General features: G+C 43.2%; 12 protein-coding genes. 6 read left to right on the plus strand and 6 right to left on the minus strand.

Annotated elements, in window-relative coordinates; translation table 11 throughout:
• Positions 1–35: 35 nt before the first annotated feature.
• The 6 genes from G7Y45_RS00095 to G7Y45_RS00120 form a co-directional block, all read right to left on the minus strand.
• Entirely contained in the window at positions 36–737 is a 702-nt protein-coding gene (locus tag G7Y45_RS00095) for a response regulator transcription factor (protein ID WP_005781457.1), read from the minus strand.
• Position 738: 1 nt separating this feature from the next.
• Complete coding sequence (locus G7Y45_RS00100) at positions 739–2298, minus strand: sensor histidine kinase KdpD (protein ID WP_005781458.1); 1560 nt, start codon at positions 2296–2298, stop codon at positions 739–741.
• 389 nt (positions 2299–2687) lie between these two features.
• A complete protein-coding gene (locus tag G7Y45_RS00105; RefSeq protein WP_032532016.1) occupies positions 2688–4844 on the minus strand; it encodes a translation factor GTPase family protein in 2157 nt (718 codons plus the stop codon).
• Positions 4845–5116: 272 nt separating this feature from the next.
• Positions 5117–5611, minus strand: a complete 495-nt coding sequence (locus tag G7Y45_RS00110; protein ID WP_005781462.1) for a hypothetical protein — start codon at positions 5609–5611, stop codon at positions 5117–5119.
• Entirely contained in the window at positions 5598–6584 is a 987-nt protein-coding gene (locus G7Y45_RS00115; RefSeq protein ID WP_005781464.1) for a hypothetical protein, read from the minus strand. Before G7Y45_RS00115 ends, G7Y45_RS00110 begins: the two co-directional genes overlap by 14 nt.
• 6 nt (positions 6585–6590) lie before the next feature.
• Entirely contained in the window at positions 6591–6902 is a 312-nt protein-coding gene (locus G7Y45_RS00120; protein ID WP_005808483.1) for a hypothetical protein, read from the minus strand.
• Between the two features lie 836 nt (positions 6903–7738).
• Here G7Y45_RS00120 and hemW point away from each other — a divergent pair.
• From hemW to G7Y45_RS00150, 6 genes are all read left to right on the plus strand, one after another.
• The gene (hemW, locus tag G7Y45_RS00125; protein ID WP_165016215.1) at positions 7739–8872 is read left to right on the plus strand and encodes a radical SAM family heme chaperone HemW; all 1134 of its coding nucleotides are present in this window, start codon (positions 7739–7741) and stop codon (positions 8870–8872) included.
• A 12-nt stretch (positions 8873–8884) separates the two neighbouring features.
• Entirely contained in the window at positions 8885–9442 is a 558-nt protein-coding gene (locus G7Y45_RS00130) for an RNA polymerase sigma-70 factor (RefSeq protein ID WP_005781468.1), read from the plus strand.
• 124 nt (positions 9443–9566) lie between these two features.
• A complete protein-coding gene (locus G7Y45_RS00135; RefSeq protein WP_032532018.1) occupies positions 9567–10004 on the plus strand; it encodes a hypothetical protein in 438 nt (145 codons plus the stop codon).
• An 11-nt stretch (positions 10005–10015) separates the two neighbouring features.
• Positions 10016–10894: a FecR family protein gene (locus G7Y45_RS00140; protein ID WP_005821859.1), complete on the plus strand. Its 879-nt coding sequence runs from the start codon at positions 10016–10018 to the stop codon at positions 10892–10894.
• A 2-nt stretch (positions 10895–10896) separates the two neighbouring features.
• Positions 10897–13575 carry a TonB-dependent receptor gene (locus G7Y45_RS00145; RefSeq protein WP_165016217.1) on the plus strand — a complete coding sequence of 893 codons (2679 nt, stop codon included), beginning with the start codon at positions 10897–10899 and terminating at the stop codon, positions 13573–13575.
• A gap of 6 nt (positions 13576–13581) precedes the next feature.
• On the plus strand, positions 13582–14616 hold the full coding sequence (locus G7Y45_RS00150; RefSeq protein ID WP_165016219.1) for a DUF4249 domain-containing protein: 1035 nt from the start codon (positions 13582–13584) through the stop codon (positions 14614–14616).
• The last annotated feature ends 26 nt before the right edge of the window (positions 14617–14642 follow it).

The following is a 14642-nucleotide window of genomic DNA, read 5'->3' on the forward strand; positions in this document are numbered from 1 at the left end:
TCCGGCTTTTTTATTTCTGTATATCCCCCTCTCCATTATGATTCCGGTTCGGGGGTAATCAACTTGTAACCTTTTCCGTGGATGTTGATAATCTCAATCGAATCATCATCTTTCAGGTGCTTACGCAGTTTGGTGATATATACGTCCATACTACGGGCATTGAAATAGTTATCATCAATCCAGATAGTCTTCAAAGCAAAGTCACGCTGCAAAATCTCGTTGGCATGTGCACACAACAATCCCAGCAATTCCGATTCCTTGGTAGTCAGCTTAGTTTGTTTGTCACCGATAGCCAGAATCTGCTTTTGTGTATCAAACGTAAACTTACCGATCTTATAGATATTGCTTTCTTTGTTCTTCTTTCCACGAACACGTCTCAGGATCGCTTCAATTCTGAAAGTAAGTTCTTCCATACTGAAAGGTTTGGTGATGTAATCATCCGCACCAATCTTAAATCCTTCCAGAATATCCTCCTTGAGTGTCTTTGCAGTCAGGAAGATAATCGGAATTTCAGCGTTGGCCGCACGAACCTCCTGTGCCAGCGTGAAACCATCTTTCTTAGGCATCATCACGTCGAACACGCACAAGTCATATTTATTCTTCAGGAAAGCCTTAAATCCGGCTTCTCCATCAGGATACAACTCAGCAGAGTAACCTTTCGCCTGTAAATATTCTCTTAAAAGCATGCCAAGATTTTCATCATCCTCGCATAATAAAATACGCAGTTTCTCGTCCATATCAATCATTTTTTAATAAAGGTAATGCAATAATAAATTTAGTTCCTACATTCAGTTCACTCTCCGCCCGGATGGTTCCCTTATGATCCTGAATAATCTTTTTCACATAAGCCAGTCCCAGACCGAAACCTTTTACATCGTGCAGATTACCTGTATGCACGCGATAGAACTTATCAAACACCTTCTTCAGGTTTTCTTTTTTAATACCAATACCGTTGTCCTGTATCGAAATCATCAGTTTACCGGGTTCGTTCCAAGTTCTCACGTCGAGCACCAGGTCTTCTTCGGGCTTCTTGTATTTCACCGCGTTATCCATCAGGTTGAATATCACATTGGTGATATGCATTTCGTCCGCAAATATAACAGGATTGGTAGCCTCAAGGTTCGATGTAATCTTACCATTATAGCGTTCCACCTTCAGAGCGAACGTATTGATAACCCCGGTAATCAACTCATTGGCATCGAGTTCTTTCATCTTCAGTGTTGCTTTCTGTCTGTCGAACATAGACATCTGAAGAACTTTCTCCACCTGGAATCTCAACCGCTTCGTTTCATCATTAATGACTCCCGATATATGCTGGAACATCTGCGGTGATTTCCCGACTGCGGGATCTTTCAGCATCTGCGCGGCAAGCGAGATGGTAGATATCGGTGTCTTGAACTCGTGTGTCATATTGTTGATAAAGTCATTCTTCATTTCTGTCAGCTTCTTCTGGCGGAAGACGATGTAGATAGTGAAGATGAATGTAATCAACAGTACGAAAGTGAATATCATCGAAGGGATCATAAAACTAACCGAGTCGAAGATATAATCTTTCTTTCCCGGAAAGTGCACCTTCACAATACTCATCTTCGCAGGCGGATCATTTTGGAACAGAGGTTGGGTATAAGAATCCTCACTTCCTCCCTCTTCGTAATCCGAACAGCGATATACCTCACGTCCATCTTTATCGATTACCGAAAAATGATATAGCAGCTCTATACCATTATTAATAAAGTTAGACTTCAGATAATTATCCAGCTTCTTAAAGTTCACCCGTTCGCCAATCGACTTATCGCTTGCTTTGTAAATCATCCGCAAGGCTACATCGTCGAGCAGGAAACGCTGATACATATACCTATTTTTAATAGCGTCGGTCAAGCTTCGCGATGTCTGCGGAATGGTATTCCGGCCATGTCTCTCCGAAATCATGGCTTTTGGCACCTTCGACGGCTCGGTGGTAATCATCTTTAGTTCAAACTCCGAATACAGGGTTCCGTCCGGTGACTTGAACCTATAACGCTCCGATTGCTGAATCAAACCATTTTTCTGTTCGGTAGTAGAAGAAGACTGAGCCAGTGCTCTACGTTCCGCTTCAGTAATGTCTTCTAACAGCCAACGTTGCGTTTCATCATACTCCACATCCTTTGAAACCTGAAACAAAGCATTTCGCACGGATGTATTAAATTGTTCTTTACGCATCTTCACCATTTCTTCGATGTAGCTCACTTGTAAATAGAGCAAACTCAGAAAGGAAAGACCCATAATAATGCCTAATATCCAGATTGTTGACTTTTTCATAGCAACAAAATTAACACTCCCTAATTAACACTCCTAACAGCTTAACCTGTTTTAACAGGATGTTCTCTATAATTAACCGAAAGACGTTTTTTAGGTCGTATTCTGACCACTATAACAAAACGTACATGCCTTTGGTTTGCAAATTTAATAAAAAATTAAAGATTTCTCTTCAGAAAATCTACTTTCTTTAATCATTGTTAATGAGTAAGCAGGTTTCAAGAGGCGACCGACGAACTGTCAATGGCATGTAACGGCAGCTACAACCACAAGCAGAATGCCTTAAAAGAATAAAGCTACGAGCAGTTGCACATACATTGTACACTCCTCGTAGCTTTATAACTCAGCAGTTCAGCCATTTGCAGCCCGCAGTCCGGCAGGCTGTAACCACATTATTCTTCTGTTTGCTTGGATTCGAAGTCTTTTATTAATTTATCCTGCACATCACTCGGAACAAGTTCGTAACTTGCAAATTTCATAATGAACGAAGCACGACCTCCGGTAAGCGAGCTGAGCGCTGTCGAATAAGAAGACATCTCTTTTAAAGGCACTTTAGCGACCAGCTTTTCATAACCGTTTTCGCTGCTCATGCCCATGATCATGGCACGACGTCCCTGAAGATCTCCCATCACATCACCCATCTTATCGGAAGGCACAAAGACTTCTACATCATAAATAGGTTCGAGAATCTTCGGTCCCGCATTCTTAAATGCTTCGCTGAAAGCATTGCGTCCGGCCAGCATGAACGAGATTTCATTAGAATCTACCGGGTGCATCTTTCCGTCATATACGATGACACGTACATCGCGGGCGTACGAACCGGTGAGAGGTCCCTGCTCCATACGGGACATGATACCTTTAAGGATAGCAGGCAGGAAGCGGGCATCGATAGAACCACCGACAATACTGTTAACAAATACCAATTTTCCGCCCCATTCCAATGGAACTTCTTCGGTACCTTTCACATTAATCTTAAATTCCTGTCCACCGAACTTATACGTATCGGGCACCGGCATTCCTTCATAATATGGTTCTACAATCAAGTGCACTTCACCAAACTGTCCGGCACCACCCGATTGTTTTTTATGACGATAGTCGGCACGGGCCGCCTTAGTGATGGTCTCACGATAAGGAATCTTCGGTTCCTCGAATTTCACCTGAAGTTTTTCATTATTCTCCAGACGCCACTTTAAAGTACGGAGGTGGAATTCACCCTGACCATGTACGATGGTCTGTTTCAATTCTTTCGATTGTTCGATGACCCAAGTCGGATCTTCCTCGCGCATACGGTTCAAGATAACCATCATCTTCTCTGTATCGGCTTCGTTCACCGGTTTGATGGCGCGTGAATATTTAGAATTCGGATATTTAATAAAATTAAACCGGTTTTCGGCACCTTTACCATTTAGCGTGTTTCCGGTATGAACATCTTTCAGCTTCACCGTACAGCCGATATCACCGGCCACCATCTCTTCTACTTTGATACGGTTGGCACCGGCACAAGCATAAATCTGTGCCACACGTTCTTTCGAACCGCGGTCGGCATTCGTAAAGTCATCTCCTTCGTGCACTTTTCCGCTCATCACCTTGAAGTATTGAACGTCGCCAATATGCGGCTCCACACCTGTTTTGAAGAAATAGAGTGAAGTAGGCCCATCGGGATCGGGTTCCACCACTTCACCACGGGTATTATGCACTTTCGGCATTTCGGATACACCGGGCACTACATTACCCAGAAACTCCATCAGACGACGTACACCCATATCTTTGCCTGCACAGACACAGAATACGGGGAACATGCCACGTGCAGCCAATCCTTTGCGGATACCTTCACGCATTTCGTCTTCTGTCAGTGAATCCTGTTCGAAGAATTTTTCCATCAAGCCTTCATCATTCTCAGCAGCGGCTTCTACCAGGGCTTTGTGCATTTCCATAGCCTTGTCCATCTCTTCGGCCGGGATCTCTTCAATAGTGGGTGCTCCACCTTCGGGTCCCCAAGAGTATTTCTTCATCAGCAGCACGTCGATCAGTGAGTTGAAATTCGGGCCTGTAGCCAAAGGATACTGGACGGGAACCACTTTCGGTCCGTAAATGGACTTCAGTTGTTCAAGCACCATATCATAATCGCACTTCTCGTTATCAAGTTGATTCACCAGGAAGATTACCGGTTTACCCAGTTTTTCGGTATAGCGGAAATGATTTTGTGTTCCCACTTCCGGTCCATATTGTCCGTTCAGCAGCAAAATAGCTGTATCGGTTACGTTGAGTGCCGTCATGGCAGCACCTACAAAGTCATCGCTGCCCGGACAGTCTATGATGTTCAGTTTCTTTCCATTCCATTCCACATGAAAAATAGTTGAAAAGACGGAATATCCATATTCCTGTTCCACCGGAAAGTAATCGCTTACGGTATTCTTGGCAGTAATCCTGCCGCGACGTTTTATAATACCACTCTCATAGAGCAACGCTTCTGTGAGAGTGGTTTTTCCTGAGCCGTCATTGCCAAGAAGGGCAATGTTCTTAATTTCGTTAGTCTGATATACTTTCATGATATATAAGATTTAAATGAATGATTCAGTATGTGTTTTTCGCATACCCTTTTTTTACTGAGGCGCAAATTAGGCATTAATCAAATGAAAAGCAATAAAACTGACAGTGTTACTAAACAATGTTATGTAACATACAGGATCTGTTTATTAAGCAGATATCACAGTGTCACAAACTCTTGGCACTCTCTAAACGAAGTTGAATTAGGATAACAACTTTCCGTATTATCGAACTTGGTAACACCAATATAATATACCTCTTGGCTTATGCTTCCTTATAAAACAGATTCTATAAATGGAACAACTTCTCTATCATCTGATGTATTAGGGAATATATAGTCTTTTATACAGTTTGAAGAATCCAATAAAAGCATTATAGGTGTTGGAACATATTTCAATTCTTTTCTTATCAGATCTTTTGAGTCAAGATATATATACTCATAATATTTATTACGTTTCTGGAAAGATGAAGGGCTTCCCATAGTTGAAATAATAGCTACTTTATTATTTCTATAAAGAGAATCTATTTTTTTTGTAATAGAGAATCCTAAATCTATACAACTCCCACAATCATAATAGTTAAATAGAAAAATAACTCTACAAGTCTTATTTGACACAATAGAATCAATGGAGGTTACCCTTTTCCCTATTAAGTTATAAACATCCTTTTGGGGAGTTTTAGTAACATCATTTTCTTTTTTTTGATTATTGCTACATCCCCATATAATGCAAAGCAATATAAATAAGGTAAAGAATTTATTTTTTCGCATCACCTATTTTTATTTTTTCAATGGTTACTCCTGCCACTTCTTGTGAAGCAAATAGATATGTGTCTGAAACACAAAAAGAAGAATATATATCATGTGGAAGAATGTAGGTAGAGATATGCTTCATTTCGTCATTGATTGATAATTTCAAAATAGTATTTACACGATAATCGCCTGATGAGCTCCGTGATGAACACAGTATATATATATGGTCATTTGCAAGATAAGCATCACGTATGTATATATAGACAGATTTCTCTTTATTAGAATTCTTTTTAGCAATTTCTGTTGCTTCTTTTATTATAGGAATTGAAGAGATATCAAATGTTTTAATATATTCTCCATGAATATTATATTGCTCTATATAAGGGTAGCAATTTGAAATCGAAAATATTCCTTTGCCTTGATCATAAAGAATATGTTTCTTGTTAGATATAATGGTTTTAAAAGGAGTTTTTTCTCGTACAACCTTTCCCATTGGGATTTGTTTGTTTGGGTGATATTTATCAATCATTAGAAAACTTGTCGAATCCGTATTCGCAGATAAAAAGATTAAAGAATCATTGAGACTAAATCTGTTTTCATTTGCATTTGAAAGTGAAAAATCACCATAGAAAACTCCTCCATGAAATTTTTTCATTGACTTTGTTCCAAAATCAACAACATATACCGTGTCATTCAGTACATTAAAGGTAAATGGCCATGTTGTTTCATAAGGGGCTTCACCATGTTTGCTAACATATTCCATCTCTTTTAAGTTATCACTTAACGCCACAATGTCTCCCCGTTTTTTATCCAAAACATATATCTTATTCTTATAATAAGTCATACACGTAATGTTGGAGAAGAAACTAGAATCAGGATATTCTTCTATCTTAATTTCCGACTGACAATACATTAAGTTACGATTTTTCTCCTTGTTGTTACAAGAAGAAAAACATAAAATTGCGATAATAAGAATCAATATTCTATTCATTACCCTTTAGCAATAAGTCTTATTTCCATCACATTCAACATAGGCACCATTTAACCAATCAAGCCCTCTACTACATTTTTTACCACTACAAGATACTGAACCAGATAGAGGAAATCCACATTCTACAGTTACTGTACATGAATAGTTGCCTCCTCCTCCTTCTCCGGTATCAGTACCTTCTCCCATTGCAAGACACTCTAAAGTAAGCATCTTCATATTCGCTTTTTTATCTTTGTTTTTCAACGCAGACAAACAGACATTAACAGAAACAAATAAAAAGAAAGTCACTCCTAAACAAATTCTTAAGGTCTTTTTCATGATATATAAGATTTAAATGAATGATTCAGTATGTGTTTTTCGCATACCCTTTTTTTACTGAGGCGCAAATTAGGCATTAATCAAATGAAAAGCAATAAAACTGACAGTGTTACTAAACAATGTTATGTAACATGTTGATACAAACGGGAAGAGAATAAACCGTTTGTCAGAATGAAAGTCTTTTCCTTTATTATCTATTAAAAAGCATTATCCACCTCACATCTGCTTACACTGCCTTCTGCCAAACTGAATGAAATAGGATTCAGTAACGGGGTTTTCGGCGCAAAACGGGAGTATTTGAGGCAAAAGACAGCGGTTTTTCAGCACAAAGACGGTGTATTTCCGGAAAAAGAAGTAAGTATTCGGACCCAAAGAAGTAAGCACTTTCCGGAAATGCTTACTTCTTTTCCGAAAATCTCCTCATGTTTTGCCACATTACATATATTGTTATAACAAAAAGGCCGTATGGATGCCTCTTTCTCCTCCGGTTGTTCTGTAAAGCCAGTCAAACCATATATAACAGAATCACCGGAGGAAGAGGAAAATAAAAGAAAAAGGGCAGGATTCCGCCGCACAGCTATCTATTGGAGAACAGATATCACAGATCTGCGACACAGTGGGAAAATCCTACCGGCAAATGCAGGCGTTTTTTTCTCCAACCTTCAGAGCGGCACGAAACGAAAGCATTCTGAGATCATCGGATAATCAGATTGTCAAATGGTTAAAAAGGAACTTTCCTCCCGTTAAATAAGAAAGAATATATGCCCTGCAAAGTTGTTTACTAAAACGAAAACCTTACTTTTGCAATTTAAAACGCAAAAATAACTCAGACTATCATGGCAGGCATATACATACATGTCCCCTTCTGTAAGACACGCTGTATTTATTGCGATTTTTACTCCACCACGCGAAGCGAACGGAAAGGACACTACATCGAAGCCCTCTGCAAGGAGCTGGAAATGAGATATACTTACCTGAAAGGAGAGCCCATAGAAACGCTCTACTTTGGTGGAGGTACTCCTTCGCAACTTGATGAAGAGGACTTCCGGAAAGTGTTCGACACCGTCCGGCGTGTATACGGAATGGAAAATTGCCATGAAATAACGCTTGAAGCCAATCCGGATGACCTCTGTCCGGAATATGTGCAAATGCTCTCCCGCTTGCCATTCAACCGCATCAGTATGGGTATCCAGACTTTTGATGATGCCACGCTTACGTTATTGAAGCGACGCCACAATGCCACTCAAGCCATTCGTGCAGTAGAATTATGCCGTACCTACGGGTTCCGCAACATCAGCATCGACTTGATTTACGGACTTCCCGGTGAGACAGCAGAGCGTTGGGAAAAGGACCTGCAACAGGCCATTGCCCTCAATGTGGAGCATGTTTCGGCCTACCACCTGATTTATGAAGAAGGTACTCCTATTTATAGAATGTTGCAAAAACACCAGGTTGAAGAAGTGGACGAAGACAGCAGTGTCCGGTTCTTCACCTTATTGATAGACCGGCTGCAGGAAGCAGGATATGAGCACTACGAAATATCCAACTTTTGCAAGCCGGGAATGTATTCACGCCATAACACTTCGTACTGGCAAGGGGCCAGTTACCTCGGTTGTGGTCCGTCGGCACACTCTTTCGACGGAGCAACACGCGAATGGAACTGTTCGTCGATAGAGAAATACATAGCAGGCATCGAAAGCGGCAAACGGGACTTTGAACGGGAAGAACGGGATTTAACTACCCGGTACAATGAATTTGTCATTACCTCCGTCCGCACTCAATGGGGAATTTCACTCGAACGCCTCCGCAACGATTATGGAACCGAACTGGAACAATACTGCCTCAAGATGGCACGTCCTTCTTTAGAAAACGGCAAATTAGAAATACACGAAGGTGCTCTGCGCCTCACCCGAGAAGGAATTTTTATTTCCGACAGCATCATGAGCGATCTTCTCCGGGTGGACAACTAAAATTATAAAGTCATGACCGAATCAGAGGTTCGAAAACTATTAAGACGAATGAAGGAGCTGGACTCGCAAACGGCGTTCCGATCCTTCTACGATATGACGTACGACCGGCTTTACCGCATTGCCTACTATTACGTAAAGCGGGAAGAATGGTCGCAGGAGATCGTACTTGATGTATTCTTGAAACTCTGGGAACAACGCAGTTCGTTGCCCCAAGTCAAAAGCATTGAGGACTATTGCTTCATACTGGTGAAAAACGCCTCACTCAACTATCTGGAAAAAGAGAACAGGCGCACAACCGTATCCACCGAAGTATTGCCGGAACCGGAAGCACAAAGCGATTCGCCCGAGGAATCGATGATCAGTGAAGAGCTATTCGCCATCTATGTGAAGGCGCTCGACCGCCTGCCTGAACGTTGCAGAGAAGTGTTCATCCGCATCCGCGAAGAAAAACAAAGCTATGCACAGGTGGCCGAAGAATTGGGCATCAGCACAAAGACCGTAGACGCCCAACTCCAGAAAGCAACAATCCGACTGAAAGAAGCGATATTGACGATGAACGATAAACAATGAACCACCGACCGGAAACGATGGACAAGGTTTAACTTTTATTTGCACATCCCCGATAGGGAGATCCTTCGAACGCTCTGTCTTTATCAGTGAAATTCATTTTAATCAAAACACAAAGACTTAGCTTATGAAGAAGTTATTAAGACCTACAACCTTTGCATTGCTTACGATGGCACTGTGTTTCACTGCATGCGAAAACGGCAACAACTCCTATCCCAAGGAATATCTGGGATTCGAAAAGAAAGCGCAGGACTTCTCTTACCAAAAGAATACTGCGGAAGCCGAATTCCAAGTAAAGATCATTGCGGTTGATAAAACGAAAGAAGACCGGATTGTCTTCATCGAATCACCCTCACGTCCGACGAAGCCCGGAAGCCCTTCGGCACAGTTTTTTAAGATTAAAGATAATAAAGTCACCATCAAGGGAGGCAGTAAATCGGCCAAAGCCACTATTCTGGTCTATCCCCAGAAAGTGGGAACGAATGAATACATTCAGCTTGTCTGCCGGCCTCAGAACGGCAAGTCGGAAACGACCCAAATGTCTATCCGGCTGGTGAAAAAATAACGAAATAAAAAATGAAGTATACCGACCAGGAACTTAACCGATTATTGGAGAAACTCATAGCCTCCACCCGCTCGCCCAGAGGAAGATTCTCGGCAGCGGCAAGCTATCAGATATTAGAGAAGCGATTGCCACGTCCGGCACACCGGCTTTTCTCTATACGCATTTTCTCGGCAGTAGCCGCCATCGCTTTGTTCTGCTACATCGGATGGAGCACTTATTGCTATCTGAAACCTGCCGCGTTGCAAACCGTTTCTACACTGGCCGACACACGGACTATAAAGTTACCCGATGGAACGGAAGTGACACTGAACCATTTCTCTTCTCTCACCTATCCCGAGAAATTCAAGGGGAAACACAGGGAAGTGGACTTGAAAGGAGAAGCGTATTTCGAAGTGACGAAGAATCGGGAACACCCTTTCATCGTACAGACAGAGTCGGTCAATGTAGAGGTACTGGGAACTCACTTCAACGTAGAGTCCTATCCGGACGATCCGGAAGTGAAAACCACCCTACTCGAAGGTTCCGTGGTGGTGAGCAATAAAGCCAATTCTGTGCGCATGGTTCTGAAGCCAAACGAAAGTGCTATATATAATAAGGTGAAAAAGAGCATGACCCTTGAAGTTTCAGATCGCGCTGCCGAAGAGATAGCCTGGCGGAATGGCGAATTAGTCTTCACCAACCTTCCCCTGCAGGAGATCGCCCGACAGTTGTCCAACACGTTTGGTGTAAACATCTCCATAGCAGACAAAGCATTGCAGAACTACCGGATCACGGCACGATTCTCCGACGGAGAAGGACTCGATCAGATTCTCGATCTGCTGCATACAGTCGGTAAATTCAACTATTCACACAACAATGAAGAAATAACGATTACTACTAAACTTAACTAAACATGAGAAAATCCAATCCGGATTTCCACCACATCAGAAGTTACATTCTGATGTGTGTGGTTTCCATATTCTTTTCGACTATCAACGCGCAGACACCGGAGCCCAGGATCACCCTCAAGCTGCAAAACACCAGCCTCTCAGAGATTATCCGGCATATAGAACAAGCCACCGGTTTCTCTTTCATCTACGGTGAAGAGGTGAAACTCGACCATAAAGTCAGCCTCAACGTACAGAAGAAACCTCTCGGAGAAGTTCTGAACCAGTTGTTTGCCAACGAACCGATAAGCTATAAAATAACAGGAAAGCACATCCTGTTACAAAAAATACCTCCCAAACCCGTAAGCCGCAGGTTTACTATCAGTGGATACGTAACCGACGGGGCGTCTGCCGAAACGCTGATTGGTGCCAATATTCTTGAGAGTCGTCATCATCAAGGAACCACCACCAATCCTTACGGTTTCTACAGCATTACGCTGCCAGAAGGAGAAGCTCAGTTGAGCTTCTCCTATTTGGGTTACACCAGCCAGCAACACGTACTGACCCTGACCCGTGACACCCTGCTGAACATCCGGATGAAAGACAGCAACATGCTGCAAGAAGTGGTCATCGTATCGGACAAGGCCGAATCGGGGATCATGGCCACTCAAATGGGGGCCAGCGAGATACCGATGACACAAATAAAAAACACTCCCAGCATATTGGGAGAAGCAGATGTAATGAAAGCCATCCAGTTGATGCCGGGCGTACAGGCCGGAATGGAAGGATCTGCCGGATTGTATGTACGTGGCGGCGGCCCCGACCAAAACCTGATCTTGCTGGACGGTGTACCGGTGTACAACGTAGACCATTTATTAGGATTCTTCTCTGTCTTCACTCCCGAAGCCGTAAAGAAAGTAACCCTCTTCAAAAGTTCTTTCCCCGCCCGCTTCGGCGGACGCCTCTCCTCGGTAATCGACGTACGCACCAACGATGGCGACATGAAGAACTATCATGGCGTAGTCAGTATAGGACTCCTGACCAGCAAACTCAATTTCGAAGGGCCGATCATCAAGGACCGGACCTCTTTCAACATTTCTGCCCGCCGCTCCTACATCGACCTGTTGGCCAAACCCTTCATGCCGAAAGAGGAAAAGTACAGTTATTACTTTTATGACATTAATGCCAAAATCAACCATAAGTTCTCCGACCGGAGCCGCCTCTTCCTCAGTGCATACAATGGCAAAGACCATTTCATGACAAAGTATGACGACACTTACTACGGTGACGAAGACAAGTACAGGGATGGCGGAAAGATGAACTGGGGAAATACCATCGTTTCGGGACGCTGGAATTACATCTTTAACAACAAGCTGTTCAGCAATACCACAGTCGCTTTCAATAACTATAAGTTTGACGTCAGCACGTTCACCAAGAACGAGATACATACAAACAACCAAATAACCTGGAACCGCTATAAAGCCGACTATAAATCGGGAATCCGGGACTGGAGTGCTCAGATAGATTTTGACTATAATCCTATCCCCGCACACCATGTCAAGTTCGGAATGCAATACCTGCACCATAGTTTCCGTCCGGAAGTATCCACCTCAAAGATATTCGACAAGACCGGAGAAACCATCGAGCGGGATACGACGTATTATACCGCCTCTAACAGCGAAATCCTTGCCCACGAAGCATCTGCCTACCTTGAAGATAACTTCAATCTGAGCAGTCGCCTGCGTATGAACCTGGGCCTGCACTTCTCGACCTTCCAAGTGCAAAAGAAGAACTATTTCTCCATACAACCCCGCATCTCCGCACGCTATCAGCTCAACAAGGACATCGTAATCAAAGCTTCTTACACCAAAATGAGCCAGTATGTACACTTGATTTCATCCATGCCGTTCGCTATGCCCACCGACCTGTGGGTGCCGGTGACCAGTAAAATCAAGCCTATGCAAGCGCATCAGGTATCATTGGGTGGCTATTACACTGGAATCGACGGATGGGAATTCTCGGTGGAAGGCTACTATAAAGGAATGAGAAATGTGCTTGAATACAAAGACGGAGTCAGTTTCCTCGGATCTTCCACCGGATGGGAAGACAAAGTGGAGATGGGACGCGGACGCTCCATGGGTATAGAATTCATGGCACAGAGAACCATCGGGAAGACAACCGGATGGCTCGCATATACATTGGCCAAGAGTGACCGTAAATTTGCCAAAGGAGGGATAAACAATGGGGCACGCTTTCCGTATAAATATGACCGGAGGCACAATATAGACCTGACCCTCAACCATCGGTTCAATGAACGAATCGACGTAAGTGCCTCATGGATACTTACCACCGGAGGTACAACCACAATCCCCACTGAACTGACAGCTATCATCCGTCCGGGCGATAACAATTCATCGATACAAGAAGGAGATTATGTCAAGCACCGCAACAACTATCGCCTTCCCGCCACGCACCGGCTCAATGTCGGTGTTAATTTCAGCAAGAAAACACGACATGGCATGCGTATCTGGAACGTCAGTATATATAATGTATACAATGCCATGAACCCTACCTTGGTATATCGCACCTACAAAAAGACCGAATATACTCAAGGCGAACAAGCACAAGGCAACCGCATACCGGTCATCCGGAAATTCACCTTGTTGCCTTGTATTCCTTCATTCAGTTATACATATAAATTCTAAGTATTTATGAAACGATCCATTCACGACATACTCCTGTTCCTGCTGGTTATTATATCTGCCACAGCCTGCAACCACGATCTCCCTTTCGATCTGAAGGAGAATCCTCCTAAACTGGTGATGAACGCCATCATCAACGCCGATAGCACTTACAACGAACTGTTCCTGAACTTTACCGGCAGAAACCAAATCGGACAAATCAACGGAGCCACTGTGGAAGTACGCATTAACGGTTCTCTCAGCGAAACGCTGCGCCCCGATCCGTACAGCAGCGATAAAGGACGTTTTTATATCAACAGCACTTTCCATCCGGGCGATGTAGTCCGCATAGACGCCATGACAGATGACGGTGCATATCACGCATGGGCAGAAGTCACCGTCCCCCAACCTGTCGGGAAGATAGAAAAGGTAGATACAGTCTCTATCATGAGAATACCAAGTAACTATGGTTACGGGACTCCCCCGAGAAGACATCTCCGTTATCAAATCCAAATAAACGACCGTCCGGGAGAGAAGAATTTCTATCGGATCATTGTGGAACAGCGGAAATACTGGAAATACTATTGGCAACAAGGTGAGCAGATTAACTGGGGATCGGCCATGTTGAAAAGTTTTAAGTTGCAGACAAACGAAGACGTGGTATTGACCGACGGCAAGCCGAGTACGGAAGAAGATGACGAAAACGGCCTGTTCGGCAGTGTCACTAACAAGTATGCCGTATTTGACGACTCACGTTTCGCGGACGGAAGTTATACAATGACTGTCTATAACGATATTTACGGATGGGGATTCTGGGGAAGTGAATATACATGGATAAAAACAGATGTCTATATCCGCATACTCAGCATCACCGAAAAAGAATATTATTATCTGAGAGCACTGAACCTGCTCGACTCAGATGCCTATGACAATACCTTAAGTGAGCCCATTGCTTTCCCCAGCAATGTGAACGGCGGTACCGGAATGGTTGGATTCAGCGCAGAAACCAACTACATGCTGACGGTTAAAAACCACGCAGTTCCCCCAACGATGCCGGATTTATAAAGAAACCACTATCTTTGTGCCCTAAA

It is taken from the genome of Bacteroides sp. ZJ-18 (assembly GCF_011038705.2).
Classification (GTDB): domain Bacteria; phylum Bacteroidota; class Bacteroidia; order Bacteroidales; family Bacteroidaceae; genus Bacteroides; species Bacteroides hominis.

Excerpts from the sequence above, each read along its gene's own strand:
- G7Y45_RS00135 (WP_032532018.1), top strand. The coding sequence starts at position 9,567 with ATGAAGAAGTTATTAAGACCTACAACCTTTGCATTGCTTACGATGGCA.
- G7Y45_RS00145 (WP_165016217.1), top strand. The coding sequence starts at position 10,897 with ATGAGAAAATCCAATCCGGATTTCCACCACATCAGAAGTTACATTCTG.
- G7Y45_RS00100 (WP_005781458.1), bottom strand. The coding sequence starts at position 2,298 with ATGAAAAAGTCAACAATCTGGATATTAGGCATTATTATGGGTCTTTCC.
- G7Y45_RS00115 (WP_005781464.1), bottom strand. The coding sequence starts at position 6,584 with ATGAATAGAATATTGATTCTTATTATCGCAATTTTATGTTTTTCTTCT.
- G7Y45_RS00140 (WP_005821859.1), top strand. The coding sequence starts at position 10,016 with ATGAAGTATACCGACCAGGAACTTAACCGATTATTGGAGAAACTCATA.
- G7Y45_RS00150 (WP_165016219.1), top strand. The coding sequence starts at position 13,582 with ATGAAACGATCCATTCACGACATACTCCTGTTCCTGCTGGTTATTATA.
- G7Y45_RS00130 (WP_005781468.1), top strand. The coding sequence starts at position 8,885 with ATGACCGAATCAGAGGTTCGAAAACTATTAAGACGAATGAAGGAGCTG.
- G7Y45_RS00120 (WP_005808483.1), bottom strand. The coding sequence starts at position 6,902 with ATGAAAAAGACCTTAAGAATTTGTTTAGGAGTGACTTTCTTTTTATTT.
- G7Y45_RS00095 (WP_005781457.1), bottom strand. The coding sequence starts at position 737 with ATGGACGAGAAACTGCGTATTTTATTATGCGAGGATGATGAAAATCTT.
- G7Y45_RS00105 (WP_032532016.1), bottom strand. The coding sequence starts at position 4,844 with ATGAAAGTATATCAGACTAACGAAATTAAGAACATTGCCCTTCTTGGC.
- hemW (WP_165016215.1), top strand. The coding sequence starts at position 7,739 with ATGGCAGGCATATACATACATGTCCCCTTCTGTAAGACACGCTGTATT.
- G7Y45_RS00110 (WP_005781462.1), bottom strand. The coding sequence starts at position 5,611 with ATGCGAAAAAATAAATTCTTTACCTTATTTATATTGCTTTGCATTATA.